A 19,111-nucleotide genomic window follows, 5' to 3' on the forward strand; every position below is an offset into this window, starting at 1 on the left:
TGAAATCATCTTTACCCTTAATGTGACTAATGACGGTCCAAGCACAGCAACAGGAGTTGAAGTGATTGAAAACCTTCCAACAGGATATACCTATATTTCAGATAATGGTGGTGGAGCTTATGTTTCAACTACAGGAATTTGGACTATCGGAGAACTAAGCAATGGTGGAACAGCAACATTAAATATCACTTGTTTGGTAAATGCTACAGGAAATTATACAAACATTGCAACTGTTTCTGGAAATGAAGAAGATTCAGACCTAGAAAGTAATGAGGATGATGTGAGCACGAATCCTACTGCAATAGCTGATTTAGCCATAGAGAAGCTGGTGAACAATTCTACGCCAAATGTAGGGGGTGAAATCATCTTTACCCTTAATGTGACTAATGACGGTCCAAGCACAGCAACAGGAGTTGAAGTGATTGAAAACCTTCCAACAGGATATACCTATATTTCAGATAATGGTGGTGGAGCTTATGTTTCAACTACAGGAATTTGGACTATCGGAGAACTAAGCAATGGTGGAACAGCAACATTAGATATCACTTGTTTGGTAAATGCTACAGGAAATTATACAAACATTGCAACTGTTTCTGGAAATGAAGAAGATTCAGACCTAGAAAGTAATGAGGATGATGTGAGCACGAATCCTACTGCAATAGCTGATTTAGCCATAGAGAAATTGGTGAATAATACTACTCCAAATGTGGGAGATGAAATCATCTTTACGCTGAATGTGATTAATAATGGTCCAAGCACAGCAACAGGAGTTGAAGTGATTGAGAACCTTCCAACAGGATATACTTACATATCAGATGATGGAGGTGGAGCATATGTTTCCACAACGGGAACTTGGACCATTGGTAATTTAGCTAATGGAGCAAATGAGAGTTTAGAAATCATATGCACGGTTAATGCTTCTGGAAATTATACAAACACAGCTTCTGTTTCAGGTAATGAAGAGGATTCAGATTTGGAAAGCAATGAAGACGATGCCAGTACTGACCCTATTCCTTTAGTCATTATAGATTTAGCCATTGAAAAGTTGGTGAGTAATCCTACTCCAAATGTTGGAGAAGAAATCGTCTTTACATTGAATGTGATAAATAATGGACCAGATGATGCCACAGGAGTAGAAATGATAGATAATCTTCCTACTGGTTATTCTTATGTGTCAGATGATGGAGGAGGAGCATATATTTCCACTACCGGAATTTGGACCATTGGAAACTTAGCAAATGGAGCAGATGAGAGTTTAGAAATTATATGTACCGTAAATGCTTCCGGAAATTATACCAATACAGCTTCTATTTCAGGTAATGAAGAAGATTTCGATTTGGAAAATAATGAAGATGAGGCTAGCACAAATCCTATTGCAACAGTCATTATAGATTTATCCATTGAAAAGTTGGTGAATAATGCTAGTCCAAATATTGGAGAAGAAATCACCTTTACCTTGAATGTAATTAATAATGGACCCGATGATGCAACAGGAGTAGAAGTGATTGATAATCTTCCTACAGGCTATTCTTATATTTCAGATAATGGAGGAGGAGCTTATATTTCAACTACCGGAATTTGGACCATTGGAAATTTAGCAAATGGGGCAAACGAGAGTTTAGAAATTATATGTACGGTAAATGCTTCTGGAGATTATACGAATACAGCTTCAGTTTCAGGTTTGGAAGAAGAAATATATTTGGATAATAATGAAGATGACGTCAGTACAGAACCGAATCCAATTGTGATTGCAGATTTAGCGATTGAAAAGTTAGTGAATGATGCTACACCATATGTGGGAGATGAAATTAACTTTACCTTAAATGTAATCAATAATGGACCAGATAATGCAACTGGAGTTATGGTAACAGAGAACTTGCCATCAGGATATACTTATGTGTCTGATGATGGGGGTGGCTCATTTTCACCTAGCACAGGACTTTGGATAATAGGTGATTTAAATAATGGTGAAGGTATAAGCCTGAATATTATTTGCTTAGTAAATGTAAGTGGTGATTATGAGAATACTGCTATAGTAACAGGAAATGAGGATGATAATAATATTGGTAACAATACTGGAACTATTGCAACAGATCCTGAAATTGAAGATGAAGAATTATTCATAGACTTATCCATTGAGAAAAGCGCAAATAATATGAGTCCAATATTTGGCAATGATATTATATTTACCATTGAGCTAATCAATTATGGACCATCTACAGCAACAAATGTGGTTGTTTTAGATGAGTTACTATCAGGTTATGAATATGTATCGGATAATAGTGATGGAAATTATAATCATGTCACTGGAGTATGGTTTATTGGAGAACTTGAGATTGATCAAATGGTTTCTATCGATATTATTGTTACAGTTCTTGAAAGTGGTGATTATGAAAATATTGCTACTGTTATAGGAAATGAAATAGATACAGACCATTCAAATAATGAAGATTCTGTATTGCCAGAGCCAAGAGAACTTCCACTCGATATTCCTAATGGTTTTTCACCAAATGATGACGGAATCAACGACTACTTTGTGATTCAAGGAATTGAAAATTATCCTAATGCCATTATCACCATCTTTAATAGATGGGGAAATATAGTATTTGAAGCCGAAGGAGGTTATGATAATTCTTGGAGTGGAAAAAATCAATTTGGAATTACAGTAGGTGGTGACGAATTAGCGGTTGGAACCTACTTCTATGTAATTGATTTACATGATGGAACTAAAGCAATTAGGGGATATATTTATTTAAGCAGATAATTTCTGTTGATGGAATTTGCAAGCTTGCTTGTGAGTATTCAATATTAAAAATATAGATATGAAAAAAATATTAATATTAGGAGTTTTACTCTTGTTACTCGTAGATGTGAAGGCACAGCAAGAAGCTATGTATACACATTACTCTTTCAATACTTTATCCATTAATCCTGCTTATGCAGGAACTCGTGATGCTTTGACCATGACTGGTTTGCATCGTTCCATGTGGGTGGGTTTTCCTGGTGCTCCAAAGACACAAACCTTTACAGCACATTCTCCTGTTTTCCATGAGAATATTGGATTGGGATTAACTGTAGTTAATGATCAGATTGGGCCTACTCAACAAACTTCATTTAGTATTGATTATGCTTTTAGAATTAAAGTAGGAGAAAATGCTAAACTATCATTTGGATTAAAAAGTGGATTGAGCTTTCTATCAAATGATTTAAGTAGGATACATACCACAGAAGAGAACGACCCCGTATTTCAATCGGATTATACCAGTGACTTGTTACCTATTTTTGGATTTGGATTATACTATTATACTCCGAAGTTTTATGCAGGCTTATCTGTTCCTAGGTTAATAAAGAATGACTTTTTTACCAATACTACCTATGGAGGAGTCAAAGGAAATGAACGACATTATTTCTTTATTGCTGGGGCTATATTCTCATTAACAAGCGATGGTAGAATTAAACTAAAACCAACCACCTACATAAAAGTATCGGAAGGTGCTCCAATTGAAATGGATTTAACAGCGCTGTTTTATATCAATGATGTTATTTGGGTGGGTCCCATGTTTAGAACTGGAGATGCTGTTGGTGGACTTGCAGGAATTAACATTACAAAGCAGCTTTCTGTGGGATATTCATTCGATTGGTCTTATGCCAATACCACATCAAAATATAATGATGGTTCACATGAAATCATGTTGCGATATGATTTTATATTCAAGGATAAAGGTAAAATCAGTTCACCACGTTATTTCTAATTTTTAAGGAAGTAGAAAGGTAAACTAAAGTACGAATGTAAAATACTGAAGAAATTAAATAATAAAATATCATGGTAAGAAGGATATATTTAAGCATCGCATTTTTGGGAATCGTTTTGGTTTCCATTGCGCAAGATACTGACCATATAAAACTAAAAAAGGCAAATGATTATTTCGATAACTTTTCATTTAATAAAGCTATTGAAAAATACAAGGAGTCTGGAGATAGAAGTTTAAATACGCTGAGGAACTTAGCTATTAGTTATTCTAAAATAGAGGATTATCAGAAGGCAGAAGAGTTGTTTTCTGAGATCGTAACTATTGATAGTTCTAAAGCCGAAGATTTATTTCTATATGCTTCACTTCTTGAAATCAATCAGAAATATGATGAGGCAAAGAATTGGATGGAACTATTTTCTTTACAATCGCCGAATGACAAACGAGTCATCAGCTTTTTAGAAAATGATGACTATTCTTCCTTCTTAGAGGATAAAGGGCAATTTATAATTGAACATCTTCCTTTTAATACCGAACATCAGGAATTTGGTGCCGTATATTTCCAAGAGTCTATACTTTTTGCTTCAACCCGAAAAAAGATGCAAAGCATACAAAGAGAATGGAATTGGAACGAATTACCTTATTTAAGCTTATACGAAGTAGCAAAAGAAGAGGGAGGAGAACAATGGACCAGCGTTTCCAACTTCTCTAGAAAATTAGATAAGAAATATCATGATGGGCCAGTGGCTTTTAATTCGAACCAAACCAAAATGTATTTAACGAGAAATAATTATGGTGAGAAAAGTGTTGATGGGGCCGTGAAATTGAAATTATTTAGTTCAGATATAGATGAGGATGGTAATTGGTCTGACTTGGAAGCTTTTCCGTACAATTCACCAGAATATTCTATGGGGCATGCCAGCATTACTGAAAATGGAGAGTGGATGTATTTTGCTTCGGATATGCCAGGAGGTTTTGGTGGGGTTGATATTTATAAAGTGAAAATAAATACGGATGGTTCTTATGGAGAACCTATTAACTTAGGAGAACAAGTGAATACAGAGGCCAATGAGATGTTTCCTTTTATCCATAGAAGTGGAATCTTGTTTTTTGCTTCAGATGGATTGTCAGGTTTAGGGGGTCTCGATTTATTTTATGGACATATCGGTAATAATGGATTCCAATGTGGAATCAAAAACCTTGGTTTTCCGATAAATACCAATAAAGATGACTTTGCCATTGTTTTGGATAGTTTAGGGACTTCAGGATATTTTTCTTCTAATAGGGATGGAGGAGATGGCGATGATGATATTTATGCATTTGAACTGCTCTATCCATTGCATTGTCAAAAGATTTTAAAAGGAACAACACTAACTCAAACGGGAGATACCATTCCTAATGCTTTAGTAAGTCTATTTTCTGAGGAGGGTGAACTTAAAGAGTCTGCTCAATCTGATAGTATCGGAGGATATCTATTTATAGTAGAAGCAGACAAGAATTATAGTTTAAGAGGGCAGAAACCCACTTATTTCGATGGGCAAAATACTGCTGATACTTATACTGAGGAGGATGCGATAATTGTAGATTTAATACTAAGAAAAGACATTGTGGTTTTAGCTGAGATTGTTCAAATCAATCCAATATACTTCGATTTCGATAAGTTTAATATCAGACCTGATGCTGCAATAGAATTAGATAAAATTGTAGAAGTGATGAACAAATATGATAGTCTAGTAGTAGAATTGGGTTCACATACAGATTGTAGAGGAAGCAAATCTTATAATGAATGGCTATCAGATAATAGAGCCAAAGCTTCTGCTCAATACATTAAAGAGAGAATCACTAATCCAGAGCGTATTTATGGCAAAGGATATGGAGAATATAAATTACTAAATGACTGCGAATGCGAAGGCAATGTGAAAGTAAATTGTAGTGAAGAAGCACATCAGCTCAATAGAAGAACAGAGTTTAGAGTGATTAAAACGGGTACTGATGAGGTTAAAGTGGAAAGCAATAGTTCAGATTCATTTGAACCATTGGAAGAGGAGAAGTAGATAATTGATTATGATTGAAGTATAAAAAAAGCATGAGGTTTTCCTCATGCTTTTTTTGGTTATACCAATTAAATATACGTATGATGGATAAATAAATGGAATACTATTTTCCTTAATTGAAAAATAAATTTTTTGCATAGCCACAGCTATGGAATTGCTTTAGCAATCATGAGGTCTTTATTGTTAGACCAACTGTACGTCAAAATGCGCCTTAAGCCATTTTGCTCGTTACAATAGCTTGTCACGAATTAGTTTCGGGAGTAAATGCTGATACATAATCAAAGCGACTTAAAAACTGAAAGTATTTTAAGGAGCATTTCGATTAGTAATCGATATAAATCCACGAACTAAATCATTTCTTTTGAAAAGAAAAAGAAATATAAACGATTTATATCAATCAATATGGTTTTTAAATGGTATTAAATGTTTAAGGTGATTTTACTTTTTAGTCTAATATTCTGGAGCCTGTTTTTTTCACTTGGTATATCCATAGGCTACTGCAGCAGCCAATAAAATGAGCAAGCCTCCAACAATAGAATCACCTCCACCAACTGGGGGACTCTCTTAGCTGCCTTTGCCTTAATCCTATGAATCAGTGTCTTTTCGACGACCAGAGGGAGGAGAAATCTAAAAATTTAAAAAATGATCCCTACTATGTATTTATCTACCGACCTCAAAAAATATCTTGGAATTTTAGACCTAGTAAACCTTTTAGACTGGTCTCAATAATACTTGAATAAAGATATTATTATGTTAGTCTCTTTGTATAGATTTCGACAGGGTTTGTTATTCCTTCTTCCGAGTACTAATACCAAACGGCAAATATAGTGGACATACATTGACAAATGCGGTTACTATAGGCACAATTCCAATCAGCCCCAACCAGCATTCATATTGGTATCCAGCAGCGAGTAACAATACTCCAATAATAATTCGTAATATTTTATCGATATTTCCAACGTTCTTTTTCATATGTAATAGTTTTAGCTAACGAATTTATACAAAAAGATCAAAGGATTTTGAACTTGGCAAAGGATTAACAAATAAGGTTTATATATGTTTTGTTAGTGTCCTCATTAATAAATCAATATCAATAGGTTTGGAAAGGTAATCGTCGCAACCTGCAGCAATTATTTTTTCTTTATCGCCTTTAATGGCAAATGCAGTTTGAGCGATAATAGGGATATTGGGGAATTGCTTTTTTATGGTTTTTGTGGCTTCATAGCCATCCATTACTGGCATATTGATGTCCATCAGAATGGCATCAAAATGCTTTTTATCCACACAAGCATCAATAGCTTCCTGGCCATTTTGAGCCCATGTGATTTCGATTTCAGATTTTAGCAGCACTTGATTTAAAAACGCAAAAACATAGTCTTCATCTTCAGTAATCAATAGTGATTTTCCTTTGAAGTTTAATGTAGGATGTGCGCTCTTCTTATTTATAGGTTCTTTGTCATTTCTTGCTTTGTCATGGGGATGACTAAAGCAAAAGCAACTTCCTTTTCCTAATTCAGATTCCACCCATATTTTACCCCCAAGTAATTCTATATATGCCTTTGATATGGATAAGCCTAGACCAGAACCCTCGACTACTTTACTTTTGTCTTGTTTCTCTTGTGTAAATCGATTGAATATGCTGTCTTGTTTTTCCTTGGAAATTCCTATTCCTTCATCCTTCACAAAGAATAATAAGCTGTCGCTTTTTTGTTGGTAACCAAATTTAATGATGCCGTTTTCCGAATATTTGATGGCGTTTTTTACTAGGTTAGTTATAATAGATACCAACATGGAGTTATCCGTTTTGACAAAAGAATCCTCGTCTTTCAAATCAGCATGAAACTCTAGTTTCATTCCTTTATTATTGACTTCTAATTCGAAAAACTCATGAAGTTCCTCTAAAACTTTATTAATGGAAGTATTTCCATAGACCGCTTTTAAAAGACCGGTTTCTATTTTAGAAACCTCAATAATATCATTGACGGTATTTAGCATTCTATCACCACTTTTTTGAATGATTTCTATGTATTTGTCTTTTTCCTGACCTGTAAGTTCTGGCTCTTTTAATAACTCAGTAAAACCTAGAATACCATTCATGGGGGTTCTGATTTCGTGGCTCATATTGGCTAAGAAAGCAGTTTTTAATCGATCACTCTCCTCGGCTTTATCTTTTGAAATGATCAGCTTTTGTTCAATAACTTCACGGGCTTGAATTTCTTCCTGAAGTTTCTCATTTCTTTTATCCAACTCTTGCGTTCTAATTCTTACTTGTTCCTCTAACCCTTCATTTATTAATACAATTTCAATTTGCTTATCGTGTAATAATTGTTTTTGAAAGAAATCGACTCTTTCCAATCGTTCAATACTATAAAGGCCAATAATACAGATGATATTGGCAGCGATAAAAAAGGCATTTGCAGCAATCCAATATATATTTTGGATGTCAAGGAATTCGTAAAAGGCTATAGTTCCAATGTTATAGATAAGAATAAGGCTGATGCCAGATATTACTGCGGAGAAAAACCGAAGTTTGATAAAAAAATAACCTCCCATAAATATTAAAAACATACCTCCATAATAATAAATATTGTTGGGATTTCTGAGCAGCATATATATGATTCCAGTACCTGCTATTAATAAACCCAATGAGCCTATCAATTGCCAAATCCGTGAAAAAAATGAAAAACAGGAAGAAATAAACATCAGTATGAGAAAGGGGATGACGATCAGAAATCTGATGGTGTAAAACTCTTTGTGGTAGCTCTCTGCTAAAGAATAATCTAACAAACCAAAAGCAGCATATAACAGAATAACGGTGAAAAGAGATATTCTGAATACAGCAATACTATTCAGAAAGTACCTTTCTCTAAATCTTTTTTCTAATTCTGGATCCATAAAGTTTAGGCTGAATGGCTTTAAAGCCATTTCAGTAAAACTAGTTTTCCGTGCCTCTTTACTTGTTTTCACTTTAATAATGATTTATGGAATGATGAATTAGATTATTTGAGTTTGGTTTTATAGGGTATGGATTTTATTTATATGTAGTTTTTATTGTTCATTTACACACAAATATAAGGAAAAATATTCTGATCTACAATATTAAAATCATGGTGTATAGCGTAAACTCACATTGTATGTTTACTCTTAAGAATAGCCTCCAATTTTAATAAACTGAAAGGCGAACCACCAATTCTTCTCATTTTACAGATCTTTTTTTTAATAGTGATCGACAGAGCTGATTATGGCTTGTTATCTGTGTTAATTACTTTCAGTGAGCTCGCTGGCTATTTCGGTCTGACCATGCCAGCCATTTCGGTCTCATGGGTGCCACTTAAAAAGACAAAGTAAAGTTACAATTAATTTGATTCATTTTCTTTTAAAAAAGATTTTCTTAATGACTCTCCTTTTAGGCTGATTCTGTGCGAAGAGTTGACTAATCTGTCCAAAACAGCATCTGCAATAGTACCTTCCCCAATGATTTCATACCATGCAGAGACAGGTATTTGAGATGACACAATTGTTGTTGTGCGACTAAACCGGTCTTCTACTATATCCATTAGAGTATCTCTTGCATGATTATCGAATGCCTGAAGGCCAAAATCATCTAATATTAGCACATCGATTTTCATTAATCTGGCTAATTCTTTCTGATAGGTTCCATCTATTTTTGCCAGTTTGAGTTTGTTAAATAATCTAGCCGATATGTGATACTGTGTTTTTATTCCATTCAAGCATGCTTGATGACCGATAGCTTGAGCAAGATAACTTTTCCCTACACCAGATGCTCCGATAAGAATAAGGTTCTCTTTTCGGCTAATAAAATCTAAGGAAGATAATCTGTTAAACATATTTTTTTCCAGGTTGCGTTGACTTGTAAAATCTACATCAGCAATAGATGCTTTTTGCCTAAATTTAGCTTGCGTAATTAAGCGTTGAATTTTGGTATTCTGTCTTTTTTCCCATTCATGATCAGCCAATATTCCAATGTATTCGTCTGGACTAGCATCATTGTGAAGATTGTTTTGTAAATGGTGTTGATGTAGATTTGCCATGGCGTTTAGCCGCAAGTCTTTCAATTTTTCAAGAGTTTGATTTTTATTCATGTTATTTGTTTTTAGTGGTATGCCGATGCCCCACGGGTATTGACATGTTTGGGTATATGAGATTTTGTTTGTTCTAATTCTTGCTGGTTAAGGTATTCTTTGTCGAGATTGTTTTTCAGTATGTTCTTTACATTATTGTAAGAGAGAGCCTTGCCATACAATGCTCTCTGACAAGCGTTATTGAGCCTTTCCGAACCATATTCTTTGTGCAGCTGAATAACTCCCATGGCCCTTTTGTAAGCTATCTCAGGATAGTCACTCTGATGCATCAAGGCATCGATAAACATCATGACCGATTCTCCATGTTTTTTCGCTAAGGTTTTAAAATACTTTGGGCTCCATTCTTTGTAAGCTTGATGAGTACTGGATAAATGCTCCTTGATAGTATTGTATATTCCTTTAGAAGGGTTACGCCTATGGATGGCGATACGAGTGGTATTATAGTATACCTCTATCCATGTTTGAGTAGATTGTATTTGGGTTTGCTTACCGATAAAGCGATAAGGAACGCTATAGTAACTCTTATCTGTTGAGAAGTACACATATCCTATCTGCTGTACCTTAGCTCTTTTGTATTCTTTTATCTCATATGAATCAGAAGGTAAAGGACTCAACTTTGCTCTTTCTATGGATTGAAAAAGCTCTTTTCGTGAAGTGTCTTTTCGTTGGAAAAGAAGTTGGTTGTATTGGTCTAACAATCGTAATATTTCCTTATTCAACTCGGCTAATGAAAAGAAAATCATATCCCGCATAGGATAGTAAATGCGTTGATACGCAAGTCTTACAGCGTTTTCAACTAAAGCTTTATCTTGTGGAGAGTAGCTTCGAGTTGGGTTGATAACACAAGAATAATGGTGAGCAAAGTCTTTAAGTGATTTGTTGATTTGAGGCTCATACTTTGATGCCCGAGTAACAGCTGATTTAAGGTTATCAGATACTATTGCCTTCGGAACGCCTCCATAAAACGATAATGTATTGGATAGGCAATTTAGTAAATCTTCTCTCTTCTGACTCATGCAAGCCTGTACGTAAGTATATTGACTATAAGGAAGTATCGCTACAAAAACCTCAACTGGTTTGAGTTCTCCGGTTTCCTTGTCCGTGAGATAAAGGTGCTTACCTGCATAATCAATCATTATCTCATGTGCTACTTTATGCTCCAATTTCATTGAACCTTTGAGCTTAGTATATCTTCTGTTATAATGCTCCATAAACTGGGTGTAACTATATGGTTGTTTTACCTCAGACTGATACTCATTATAATGATAAAGAAAGGTGAAACCAGGCTGATTTCGAGAGTTGTAAATCTTCTCAAAGTAAAGCATTAGTTCATCAAAACGCTTATTATTGATGGTGCTTTTGGAACTAAATAGTTTTTCCAGAGCAGATATTTCGTAGTTTAAAAGCTCTTTTAAATCTATCTCACTTGCCTTGAAAAGCTGAACATAATTATTGATAGTATTACGTCCAATATTTAAAGCTGTACTTATCTCTCGAGTACTTATACCCGATAAGTGTAAACGTAGTATTTGTTTTAAATCCATAGGATCAAGTTTTTTAGCCATCTCTCTCAATTTGTTTAGAGAGACAAGTTACCTGATCTTTTTAAGTGGCACTGTTAGAACCGAAATGATGGCACAATTAGAACCGGAACACTGGCACTGTTAGAACCGAAATAAGTGGCACTAATACGCCGGAATGACTGGCACTGACCTGCCGGAATGGCTGGCACTGTTAGGACCGTTATATCCAATTATTTTTTAAAATCAAATAAAGAGCTGTATTTTTTGCCTTTATGCTAAGTTAAGTATAAACATTTATATATACAATTAACTAAAATTGTTTTTTGAACTGCATGTTTTTAAATAAAAGCCAGAAAACTTAGGTGTGAATCATGCGAAATTGAATTAGGATAGGAAGCAGGCTGGGAAAAAAATAAGGGGAATTATGGTATATCAGGCTGTGGCATTGGTCGGCAATGGTCAAAAGAAACTATTTTTTCTAAAAACTCATTCTTATTCTCAAAATGTCTCGAAATTTCAAACATCTTCTCTTCAAAATCCTTTTGATCGTAATAGAATGTTTTGATATGTTTGCAGCGTTTATTTTCGAATATCTGTTTGAATAAAGTTCTGTCTGAAACCCCACAGGAATGGCCATAAATATGAACTTGAAAATCACCGGAGTTTATAAAAGTAAGTAACTTTTTATAATCACTATTTCTTAAATATTTAAACGATTTTATTTTTCTAAGAAACTCATTATTATATTCATTTTCAAGCTCTTTGTATTTGTCAGAAGTATCATCACCAAAACCAAATATGGGATTGTCAGAAAGGCTTCCATGAATATGAATATAACCTGCAGGTAACCTTTTGTAGCGACTTGCAATATTGGTATAGTTGAAATTTACAATTTGAACTTTTTCAGGTTCTAGAGTGTAGTCCTTTTTTTCTATCTTATTATCTTCTTTATAGTAAATATTCTCATAAAAACAATCTTGTAAATAATCACAAAAAACAGGATTTTTACTAAACTCTTCTTCTTCAAATTTAAGATGTTCCAAAAGAATTTTTTCGATGTAATTTACCTCCTGGTTCAGCTTTAATGTTTTTTTGAGTTTTTCCTTTTGAGCAGCCACTCTATCACCATGCTGTGTATACTTCCTTTCCTCGTATTCTATAATTCTCGTTAATTCATTATAATACTCCGTTTCAATATCAAACCAATTACCATTGATATACTTTTCAAATATTTCTTTGAAAATATTTGAATGAATACTTAAACGAGGTTCTCCTCTATGATAACTACTACCAGGATGATATATTTTCTTAAACACCTTATGAGCATTATCAACTTCAAATTTCAGATCGTTTTCCTTAAAAAACTCCAATGCACTGCTCACTATAATTAAAGGGTCTTTATCATTATTATATTCACCAGTCGTTAAGTTATGCCAGACTCTAGAAAAATAAAAATGAATAAAATCACTAAAACGAGATTTTAAACCATGTGCAATATCGAAGCCATTGCCTATTATGATTAGTCTATTCATGTTATTTTAGGTTAGAAAATATGTCAGTTATCTAAGCTCTTTTCCTTTTTTTTGATTTTTTCTTTACGATGCCATTCTTAGTTTTAGGCTTCTTCTCAAGAGTGGCTAATATTTCTGTTGCCAGAAGACTTAGACTTTTAAATTCTGGTTTCTGATTTCCTTTGAAACCGGATAATATTGATTTTGATTCGTTTTGGTCAACAAAAAGGAAATAGTAACCTATTGCAAAATCAAATAGAACTTCAGAATCTGGATATTTTTCTTTTTCGTTCTCAAGGAATCCAATCAGATCAACAAAGTTTATATTTGACTTTGACAAATATTTTGAATTAAGCTTTCTCAGATAAGTAATGAAATCAGGAATGTTATTATCTATAATAGTGAAAAATACTTTATTTATGATTACCATTGGTTTTAGCCCAGAGTGTTTGAAAGCTTTCTCCGTATATTCTTTTGCCTCACTTAATATACCATTTTGATATGCTAGTCTGGCTAAATCAATATAATGGTTATAGCTATCAGTATGTTTGCTAAAGTAAGCTTCACATTCTTTTAATTTTTCATAAGGAAACTTTACATCATCAGATGTATGATACCTTTTTAAGGCAGTATGCATAAACAGATTTAAAAGAATACTATTATTTCTAGCAGATGCCAATTGCTTTGAAGTTATTTTTGTTTCCTTACTGCCACTAATGATTTTAATTTTAGATTCTTGAGGGTTATGTAATGATTTGAAAATTTCTAGGGCAAGGTTTTCTTGTTGCATGTAAATAAGATATAATCCAGAATAATGTAGAATCGTTTCTTTGAAATTATTCTGTATTTTGCTTTTGTCAGTGTAGCTATTTTGTTCGATGTAATTCCAATCTTTAAAATGATGAGAAATATTGATATCATTGATCATATTAACATTGTCTTTAAAGATTCTCATATTCTCTTTCATATTAAAATTTCCAGAAAAAGTTAATTCCTTAATTGAAATTTTTTGTTCAAGATTATTGTTTGAATTATTAGTAACATTACCGCTTTCAACTTTTGCATAAATAATAGTATCTAAGCAGTAATTTCTCAATTTCAAGTATTTTTCAATAGATTCAATAGAAGTTTTGTAATTGATAGGATATAGAACGACTTTTATTTCTTTAAATTCAGCTGTAATTTCAGAGATTGATTTTTTTATAAGCTTCTTTATTATTTCTTCGGAGTCTTTTTCATCAATATTTATAAACACACCAAAAGAAATCTTTTTACTATTTTGTTTAAAGCATATTCTATTAGTAGAGAAATACCATATAAGCCAAATAATTATGAAAATAATAATTGGTATCAGCAAAGTTTTAATCCACCAATGAATGAACAAGTCATTTGAAATTGTTTCATAGATATAAGTAAAATAAAATATAAGAGTAATACTAAATACTACAAAAACACCTAGCCTTTTTTCCCAGTAATGGGGGACTTTTTCAATGATATTGAAAATATCTTTGCTATTCATTAACTTCTCCTTCCACAATAGCAATCTCCTCCTCAGTTAATTCATACAATTGATAAACCATTTGATCTATCTCTTTTTCTAATGTTGTGGTGTCTGTCTTAGGATCTGTTTTTTTTATTGCCAATATTTGAGTGACTTTATCAGATAATTTAATTTTATCAAGGGAACTTATTTTTTCAATTACGGGTAGGTTTCTGAATTCTTTGGTTTTTATTTTTGGAAATAAACTATCAAATTCATTATTTAAGTTTGAAAAATACCAAAAAACTAATTTGGAATTTAATAATGCCAAAATTGTTTTTTCTGTGAAATCTGTAATGGAATCTTTTAACTTGGCAATGTATATTGTCTGGTCAATTATAAATTTATCTTCTAAGTAGCTTAGTATTAGATTTCTTTTACCAGGGATTTGCCTAATTAAGATTTTTTTTCCTTCAAAAAAATGAGCTTGCCTTGGCTCTGCCAACCACTCTCCATAGCTAATAAAAGTATTATTCCAATTAACAGCATATCGTGTCAAATTCTTTCCGCGTATTTCAGGTAAAAATGTATAGTCTTTCTTATAATTTGCATGGAAGACACTCTTTTCTTTGTGTTCTTTTGTTTGATTTGGTTTGCCTTTTCCAACTTGATATTCTTTAATGCCTGTAGTAACATCAAATAAATCGTCAACCATTTTTGATTTCCTCTTTATCTTGACTAAGATATTATTTGCTATCTCATTAAGGGTAACAGAAAAATTGAAATTAGTATTGTTTAAGAAAAGGTCTGAATTGAACTCATGCTTAAATTTCAACATACCATTTATTATTTCAAAATAAACACTTTTGCCTTTAGCTTTTGATTTTTTCAATAGATAAATCAGGACTTCCACACTGGCATCTTCAAAAACTTTTTCTTTAATATCAATAATGTTTTCAACTTTATAGTTTTCTAAAATAAAGTATCTTAATTTTCTATTATTCTCATTGGCTAAAAATGTATTAGGTACAATAAATGAGTTATGTCCATTGATATTCAGTAATCTATGAGATTGTTCAATAAATAAATGGAACAGATCAAGTTGGTTTTCAGCAACATAATAATTCAAATAAAAATCTCTGTATTTATTATCCATTTCACGTACTCTTAAATAAGGCGGATTCCCAATCACCACATCAAAGCCAATATATTTACCATTCTCGTCTAAAACTTCGGGGAATTCAAAGCGCCATTCAAAAGCATTATGATAGATTTTATTATTGATAATTTCTTCTTTTTGTGCCAATGCTTTATCAGCTTTTACTTTTAGTTTTTTAAGGTTGTCCTTATCGGCTTTCTTTATTTTTTCACCAAATATTTGCAGATTGTCTAAGCGTTGTTTCTCCACTAAATAGGCCCCTTCGGCTTTTTTCATGGTTTTTAGAAACTGATTATCCAGAGTGCTTTTAAAATTGTTTTTAACCTCGTTTATTATACTTAAGATTTCTTTTTTACGGCTTTTGTTATTAGTGGTTTTATATTCTGCTACCGCATTTTTATAGTCGGTAAAACTATGTTTTACTTCACTGCCTTTAAAGGCATCCTCCAAGTCATCTTCCAGTTTAAAACGTGATATTAAGGAATTCCCAGTTTTGATATTAATATCGATATTGGGGAGGGTTTGCAATTGCATTTCCTCGGTATAATAGGCGTTCTTTAAAAGCTCTATCCATAATCGCAATCGACATATTTTTACCGAGTTGGGATTGATATCCACCCCAAATAATGAGTTTTCTATTAGGTTTTGTTTTTCGTGAAATAGCGTTTTCTGAATAATGGCCGTTGCTTTAATATCGGGTTTGTAGTCGAGTAAATGGCCGTGTTCGTCGGTGATAAAGAGTTCATCGTTATCGATTATGATTTCGCTTCTCAAAGAGTTTCCATTTTCATCTATCAATATTTTGAGTTCACTCTTAATACTAATCAACTCATTAAGGGCCGATACCAAAAAGTGCCCGGAACCTACTGCAGGGTCAACAATACGTATAGAGTTGATAATATGATTGAATCTTAACAAATCCTCAGCTTTAAAATGGCGGGTGGTATAGTTTTTTAAATCTTCGAAAGTTTCAATTTCAATATTTTCTTGTTCTTTAAACTTTTGCAAAACAGCACGCCTAATGGTTTCGCGACTCATATACATGGTAATATATGCAGGAGTATAGAAAGAGCCTTCTTTATAGCCATTAATCTTTTCAAAAATTAAGCCTAAAACCGAGGCATTGATAAGGGTTTTGCTTTCCTTGTTTTCTTCTATGCCTTCGGCACCATCGGCGGTAAAGTCGTAAGCATCTAAAAACCGAAATAAATAATCGAGTATATATAGTTTCCCTTTTCTGGTTTTACCATTTAGATCTTTTAAAACGGAGTTTTTAGATATTTCTATTTCTTCATCATGCAATGCTGAAATAGTAAAAGCTTCGTTTTCTAATTGGGTTCGCTCAAATAATGAGGAATTTAGATAGGGGATATATTGAAATCGATCTTTATATTTGGGGTGGCGGTCATTGGGTTTTTTAGCCAAAGCCGAGAAAAACAAATCATTTAAATCGTCGAACCCCTTTATAAATTCAGAATTTAGAAAGCTATACTCTTTGGTTTTATTATGATAGCTAATCAGCTGGCTTTCGAGCAGTTTTAAAAACAATATTCTATTAATCCAGCTTAAGGTTAATTCTAAACCGGCATTAAAAGCCTTGTTGCTTCCGTTTTCAACACTTTTAATATTTGATAAATAATCTCTGTCTTCAATGGTAAAAATGGTGTTTTCTAAAATGGAACCATAATCCCTTTGTTCTTCTGGTTTTCGTTGTATCAGCTTTTTACCCTTTTCTTTAACTTCTTCCAGTCCAATAATATGGAGTAACTCATTATAGAAAGATTTATTGAGTTGGTTGCTGTCATTGCCAAAATTGGCTCCCAATAAATGAACATCCGAGAATATTTTATAAAGCGTGTTTAAAGCCGTATCATTATAGTCTTTAATGGGTTTTTTGGTGAAATCGAGATATACATAAGGCAGCTTTTCTTCCACAAGTGTAATGTATTTATCTGCAATTTCGTTATAAAAAAGTTCGTTTTTCAGGCTGTCTTTTTTACCGTCTCTAAAATCTTCATATTCTTTTCTTAATGATTTATTAGTATAGAAATGGTTATAAAAGTCTTCAGCTTTAAAGAGATACCACTCGTAGCCATTGGTAGCAATCAAATGCTTGATATTGTTATTTTTCTCATCTATTCTTTCGCGTAAATAATAGAGGAGGAGTTCGTGCAATGCTTTTTTGTTGAGGTTATTAGTGGATAAAAACTCTGCTTTATTGCTTGGTTTTTTGGTCTCGATAATAACACCAACATCCGATTTCATATTGTTTCCCAAATAGATAGCTAAATCTATTCTATTCTTGGTGTTAATATAATTATCCTTATAAAAAGTGTTATGAAAGAAAGTTTTAAGGGGTTCTTTTATATGTTCTTCGCTTTCATTGGCTATATCAATATCCTTTATGGTTTTAAGGCATGTAATAAACTCACTGGTAAACTGGTTGATATCTTGTCTGAGAGGTTTATGTTTTCTATAAGCTGGACTTAATGCTTTTCGGGTGTTTAATTTGCTCATTATCTTCTATGATGATTAAATTTGTAAGTGCTAAAAGAAGCAGCAATTTACGAAAAACTATTTATTCTTTTCCTGTTGTTAGGTTTGATTTCTTAACCAATTATTTGAGATGGATGTGCAGCGAGAATACTTTGCTGTAGTCGAAGGGGATGGTTAGCAAAATAGTTTGTCCCAGTCTTTTATGAAAAAAAATAATGGATTGGCTCCATTTCAGGTTCTTAATTCTTTTAGTATCTGGGTTTTTTGCCTGCTCTGCTGGGTGACATAGAATGGAACTATTCGTGCATAGCGCATTGATAATATTTGAATGAAGTCGATTAAATCCTCCTGAAAGCTTGAAAGGGGGGCTTGTTTTGTTGAAAAACCATTAAATATTGGTGAAAAAAAGAAAAGAGTAAAAAATGATATAGCGTATAACAAAAGGAAATATGTTGGAAAGGCCGAGCTGTAAAATAGGATAATCATTCAGTTTTAATGATGTAAAGAAATAATGCTGTCATTTTTAATTGGTCAGCTGCGTTTTGCAAATGATGCTGAGCTTTTTTTAGAAGTAAAGCTGCAATTTTTAAAAGTAAGGCTGCGTTTTGATGGATCTAAATGTTAAATTCTTGAAGTCACAAAAAAAATGGAGTAAGTTTGTTACTCCATTTTTACAAAAATAAATATCAATTATTGCACTTTTTGATATTTTAGTAAAGCAAAGGATTTAAGGAATAAAGGGTCAGGTCGAAAATGAACCTTTGTTCCTTTTATCATATTATCGTGGAACTCTTCCTCAGTAGGAGCTCCTTCCGAATGAACCGTGAGTCGGTAAGTTCCAAAATCCCTTAATTTTACAATATGTCCGCGAGATAAATTCTTCGGAATATTCTTTAAAAGAGATTCAAGGGGTCAAGTTGAAATTCTGGGGGAATTGATTTTTACGCAAAAATATTTGTCAATCGAAAAAGGAAAAATTTGACATCTCTGACACCTCTGAATTCAGACCTAAAATGCTTTAATTTTGCGTTAAAGG

10 protein-coding genes and 1 pseudogene are annotated in these 19,111 nt (G+C 33.0%); 3 read left to right on the forward strand and 8 right to left on the reverse strand.

The features are described from left to right. The 3 genes from HNS40_RS19655 to HNS40_RS19665 all read left to right on the forward strand — a co-directional run. On the forward strand, positions 1 to 2,764 hold a 2,764-nt coding region (locus HNS40_RS19655; RefSeq protein WP_172284122.1), incomplete at its 5' end, for a gliding motility-associated C-terminal domain-containing protein. A gap of 58 nt (positions 2,765 to 2,822) precedes the next feature. After that, complete coding sequence (locus tag HNS40_RS19660) at positions 2,823 to 3,752, forward strand: type IX secretion system membrane protein PorP/SprF (protein WP_172284125.1); 930 nt, start codon at positions 2,823 to 2,825, stop codon at positions 3,750 to 3,752. 71 nt (positions 3,753 to 3,823) lie between these two features. Further along, positions 3,824 to 5,803: an OmpA family protein gene (locus HNS40_RS19665; RefSeq protein WP_172284127.1), complete on the forward strand. Its 1,980-nt coding sequence runs from the start codon at positions 3,824 to 3,826 to the stop codon at positions 5,801 to 5,803. 786 nt (positions 5,804 to 6,589) lie between these two features. Here the strand turns inward: HNS40_RS19665 and HNS40_RS19670 are convergent. The 8 genes and pseudogenes from HNS40_RS19670 to HNS40_RS23785 all read right to left on the reverse strand — a co-directional run. Then, on the reverse strand, positions 6,590 to 6,775 hold the full coding sequence (locus HNS40_RS19670; protein ID WP_172284129.1) for a DUF2892 domain-containing protein: 186 nt from the start codon (positions 6,773 to 6,775) through the stop codon (positions 6,590 to 6,592). Between the two features lie 78 nt (positions 6,776 to 6,853). Continuing rightward, positions 6,854 to 8,770 carry a response regulator gene (locus HNS40_RS23320; RefSeq protein WP_172284132.1) on the reverse strand — a complete coding sequence of 639 codons (1,917 nt, stop codon included), beginning with the start codon at positions 8,768 to 8,770 and terminating at the stop codon, positions 6,854 to 6,856. A gap of 389 nt (positions 8,771 to 9,159) precedes the next feature. Then, entirely contained in the window at positions 9,160 to 9,906 is a 747-nt protein-coding gene (istB, locus tag HNS40_RS19680; protein ID WP_172284134.1) for an IS21-like element helper ATPase IstB, read from the reverse strand. Between the two features lie 11 nt (positions 9,907 to 9,917). Continuing rightward, entirely contained in the window at positions 9,918 to 11,471 is a 1,554-nt protein-coding gene (istA, locus tag HNS40_RS19685) for an IS21 family transposase (RefSeq protein WP_172284136.1), read from the reverse strand. A gap of 380 nt (positions 11,472 to 11,851) precedes the next feature. Then, complete coding sequence (locus HNS40_RS19690) at positions 11,852 to 12,961, reverse strand: AbiH family protein (protein ID WP_172284138.1); 1,110 nt, start codon at positions 12,959 to 12,961, stop codon at positions 11,852 to 11,854. 31 nt (positions 12,962 to 12,992) lie between these two features. After that, positions 12,993 to 14,459: a hypothetical protein gene (locus tag HNS40_RS19695; RefSeq protein WP_172284140.1), complete on the reverse strand. Its 1,467-nt coding sequence runs from the start codon at positions 14,457 to 14,459 to the stop codon at positions 12,993 to 12,995. Next, positions 14,452 to 18,096: an Eco57I restriction-modification methylase domain-containing protein gene (locus HNS40_RS19700; protein WP_172284142.1), complete on the reverse strand. Its 3,645-nt coding sequence runs from the start codon at positions 18,094 to 18,096 to the stop codon at positions 14,452 to 14,454. The genes HNS40_RS19695 and HNS40_RS19700 overlap by 8 nt, the downstream gene beginning before the upstream one ends. Positions 18,097 to 18,765: 669 nt before the next feature. After that, a pseudogene (locus tag HNS40_RS23785) lies at positions 18,766 to 18,972 on the reverse strand (hypothetical protein); the annotation flags it as partial. Between the last annotated feature and the right edge of the window lie 139 nt (positions 18,973 to 19,111).

The sequence above is a fragment of the Lentimicrobium sp. S6 genome (genome assembly GCF_013166635.1).
In the GTDB taxonomy this organism is placed as follows: Bacteria; Bacteroidota; Bacteroidia; order Bacteroidales; family UBA12170; genus UBA12170.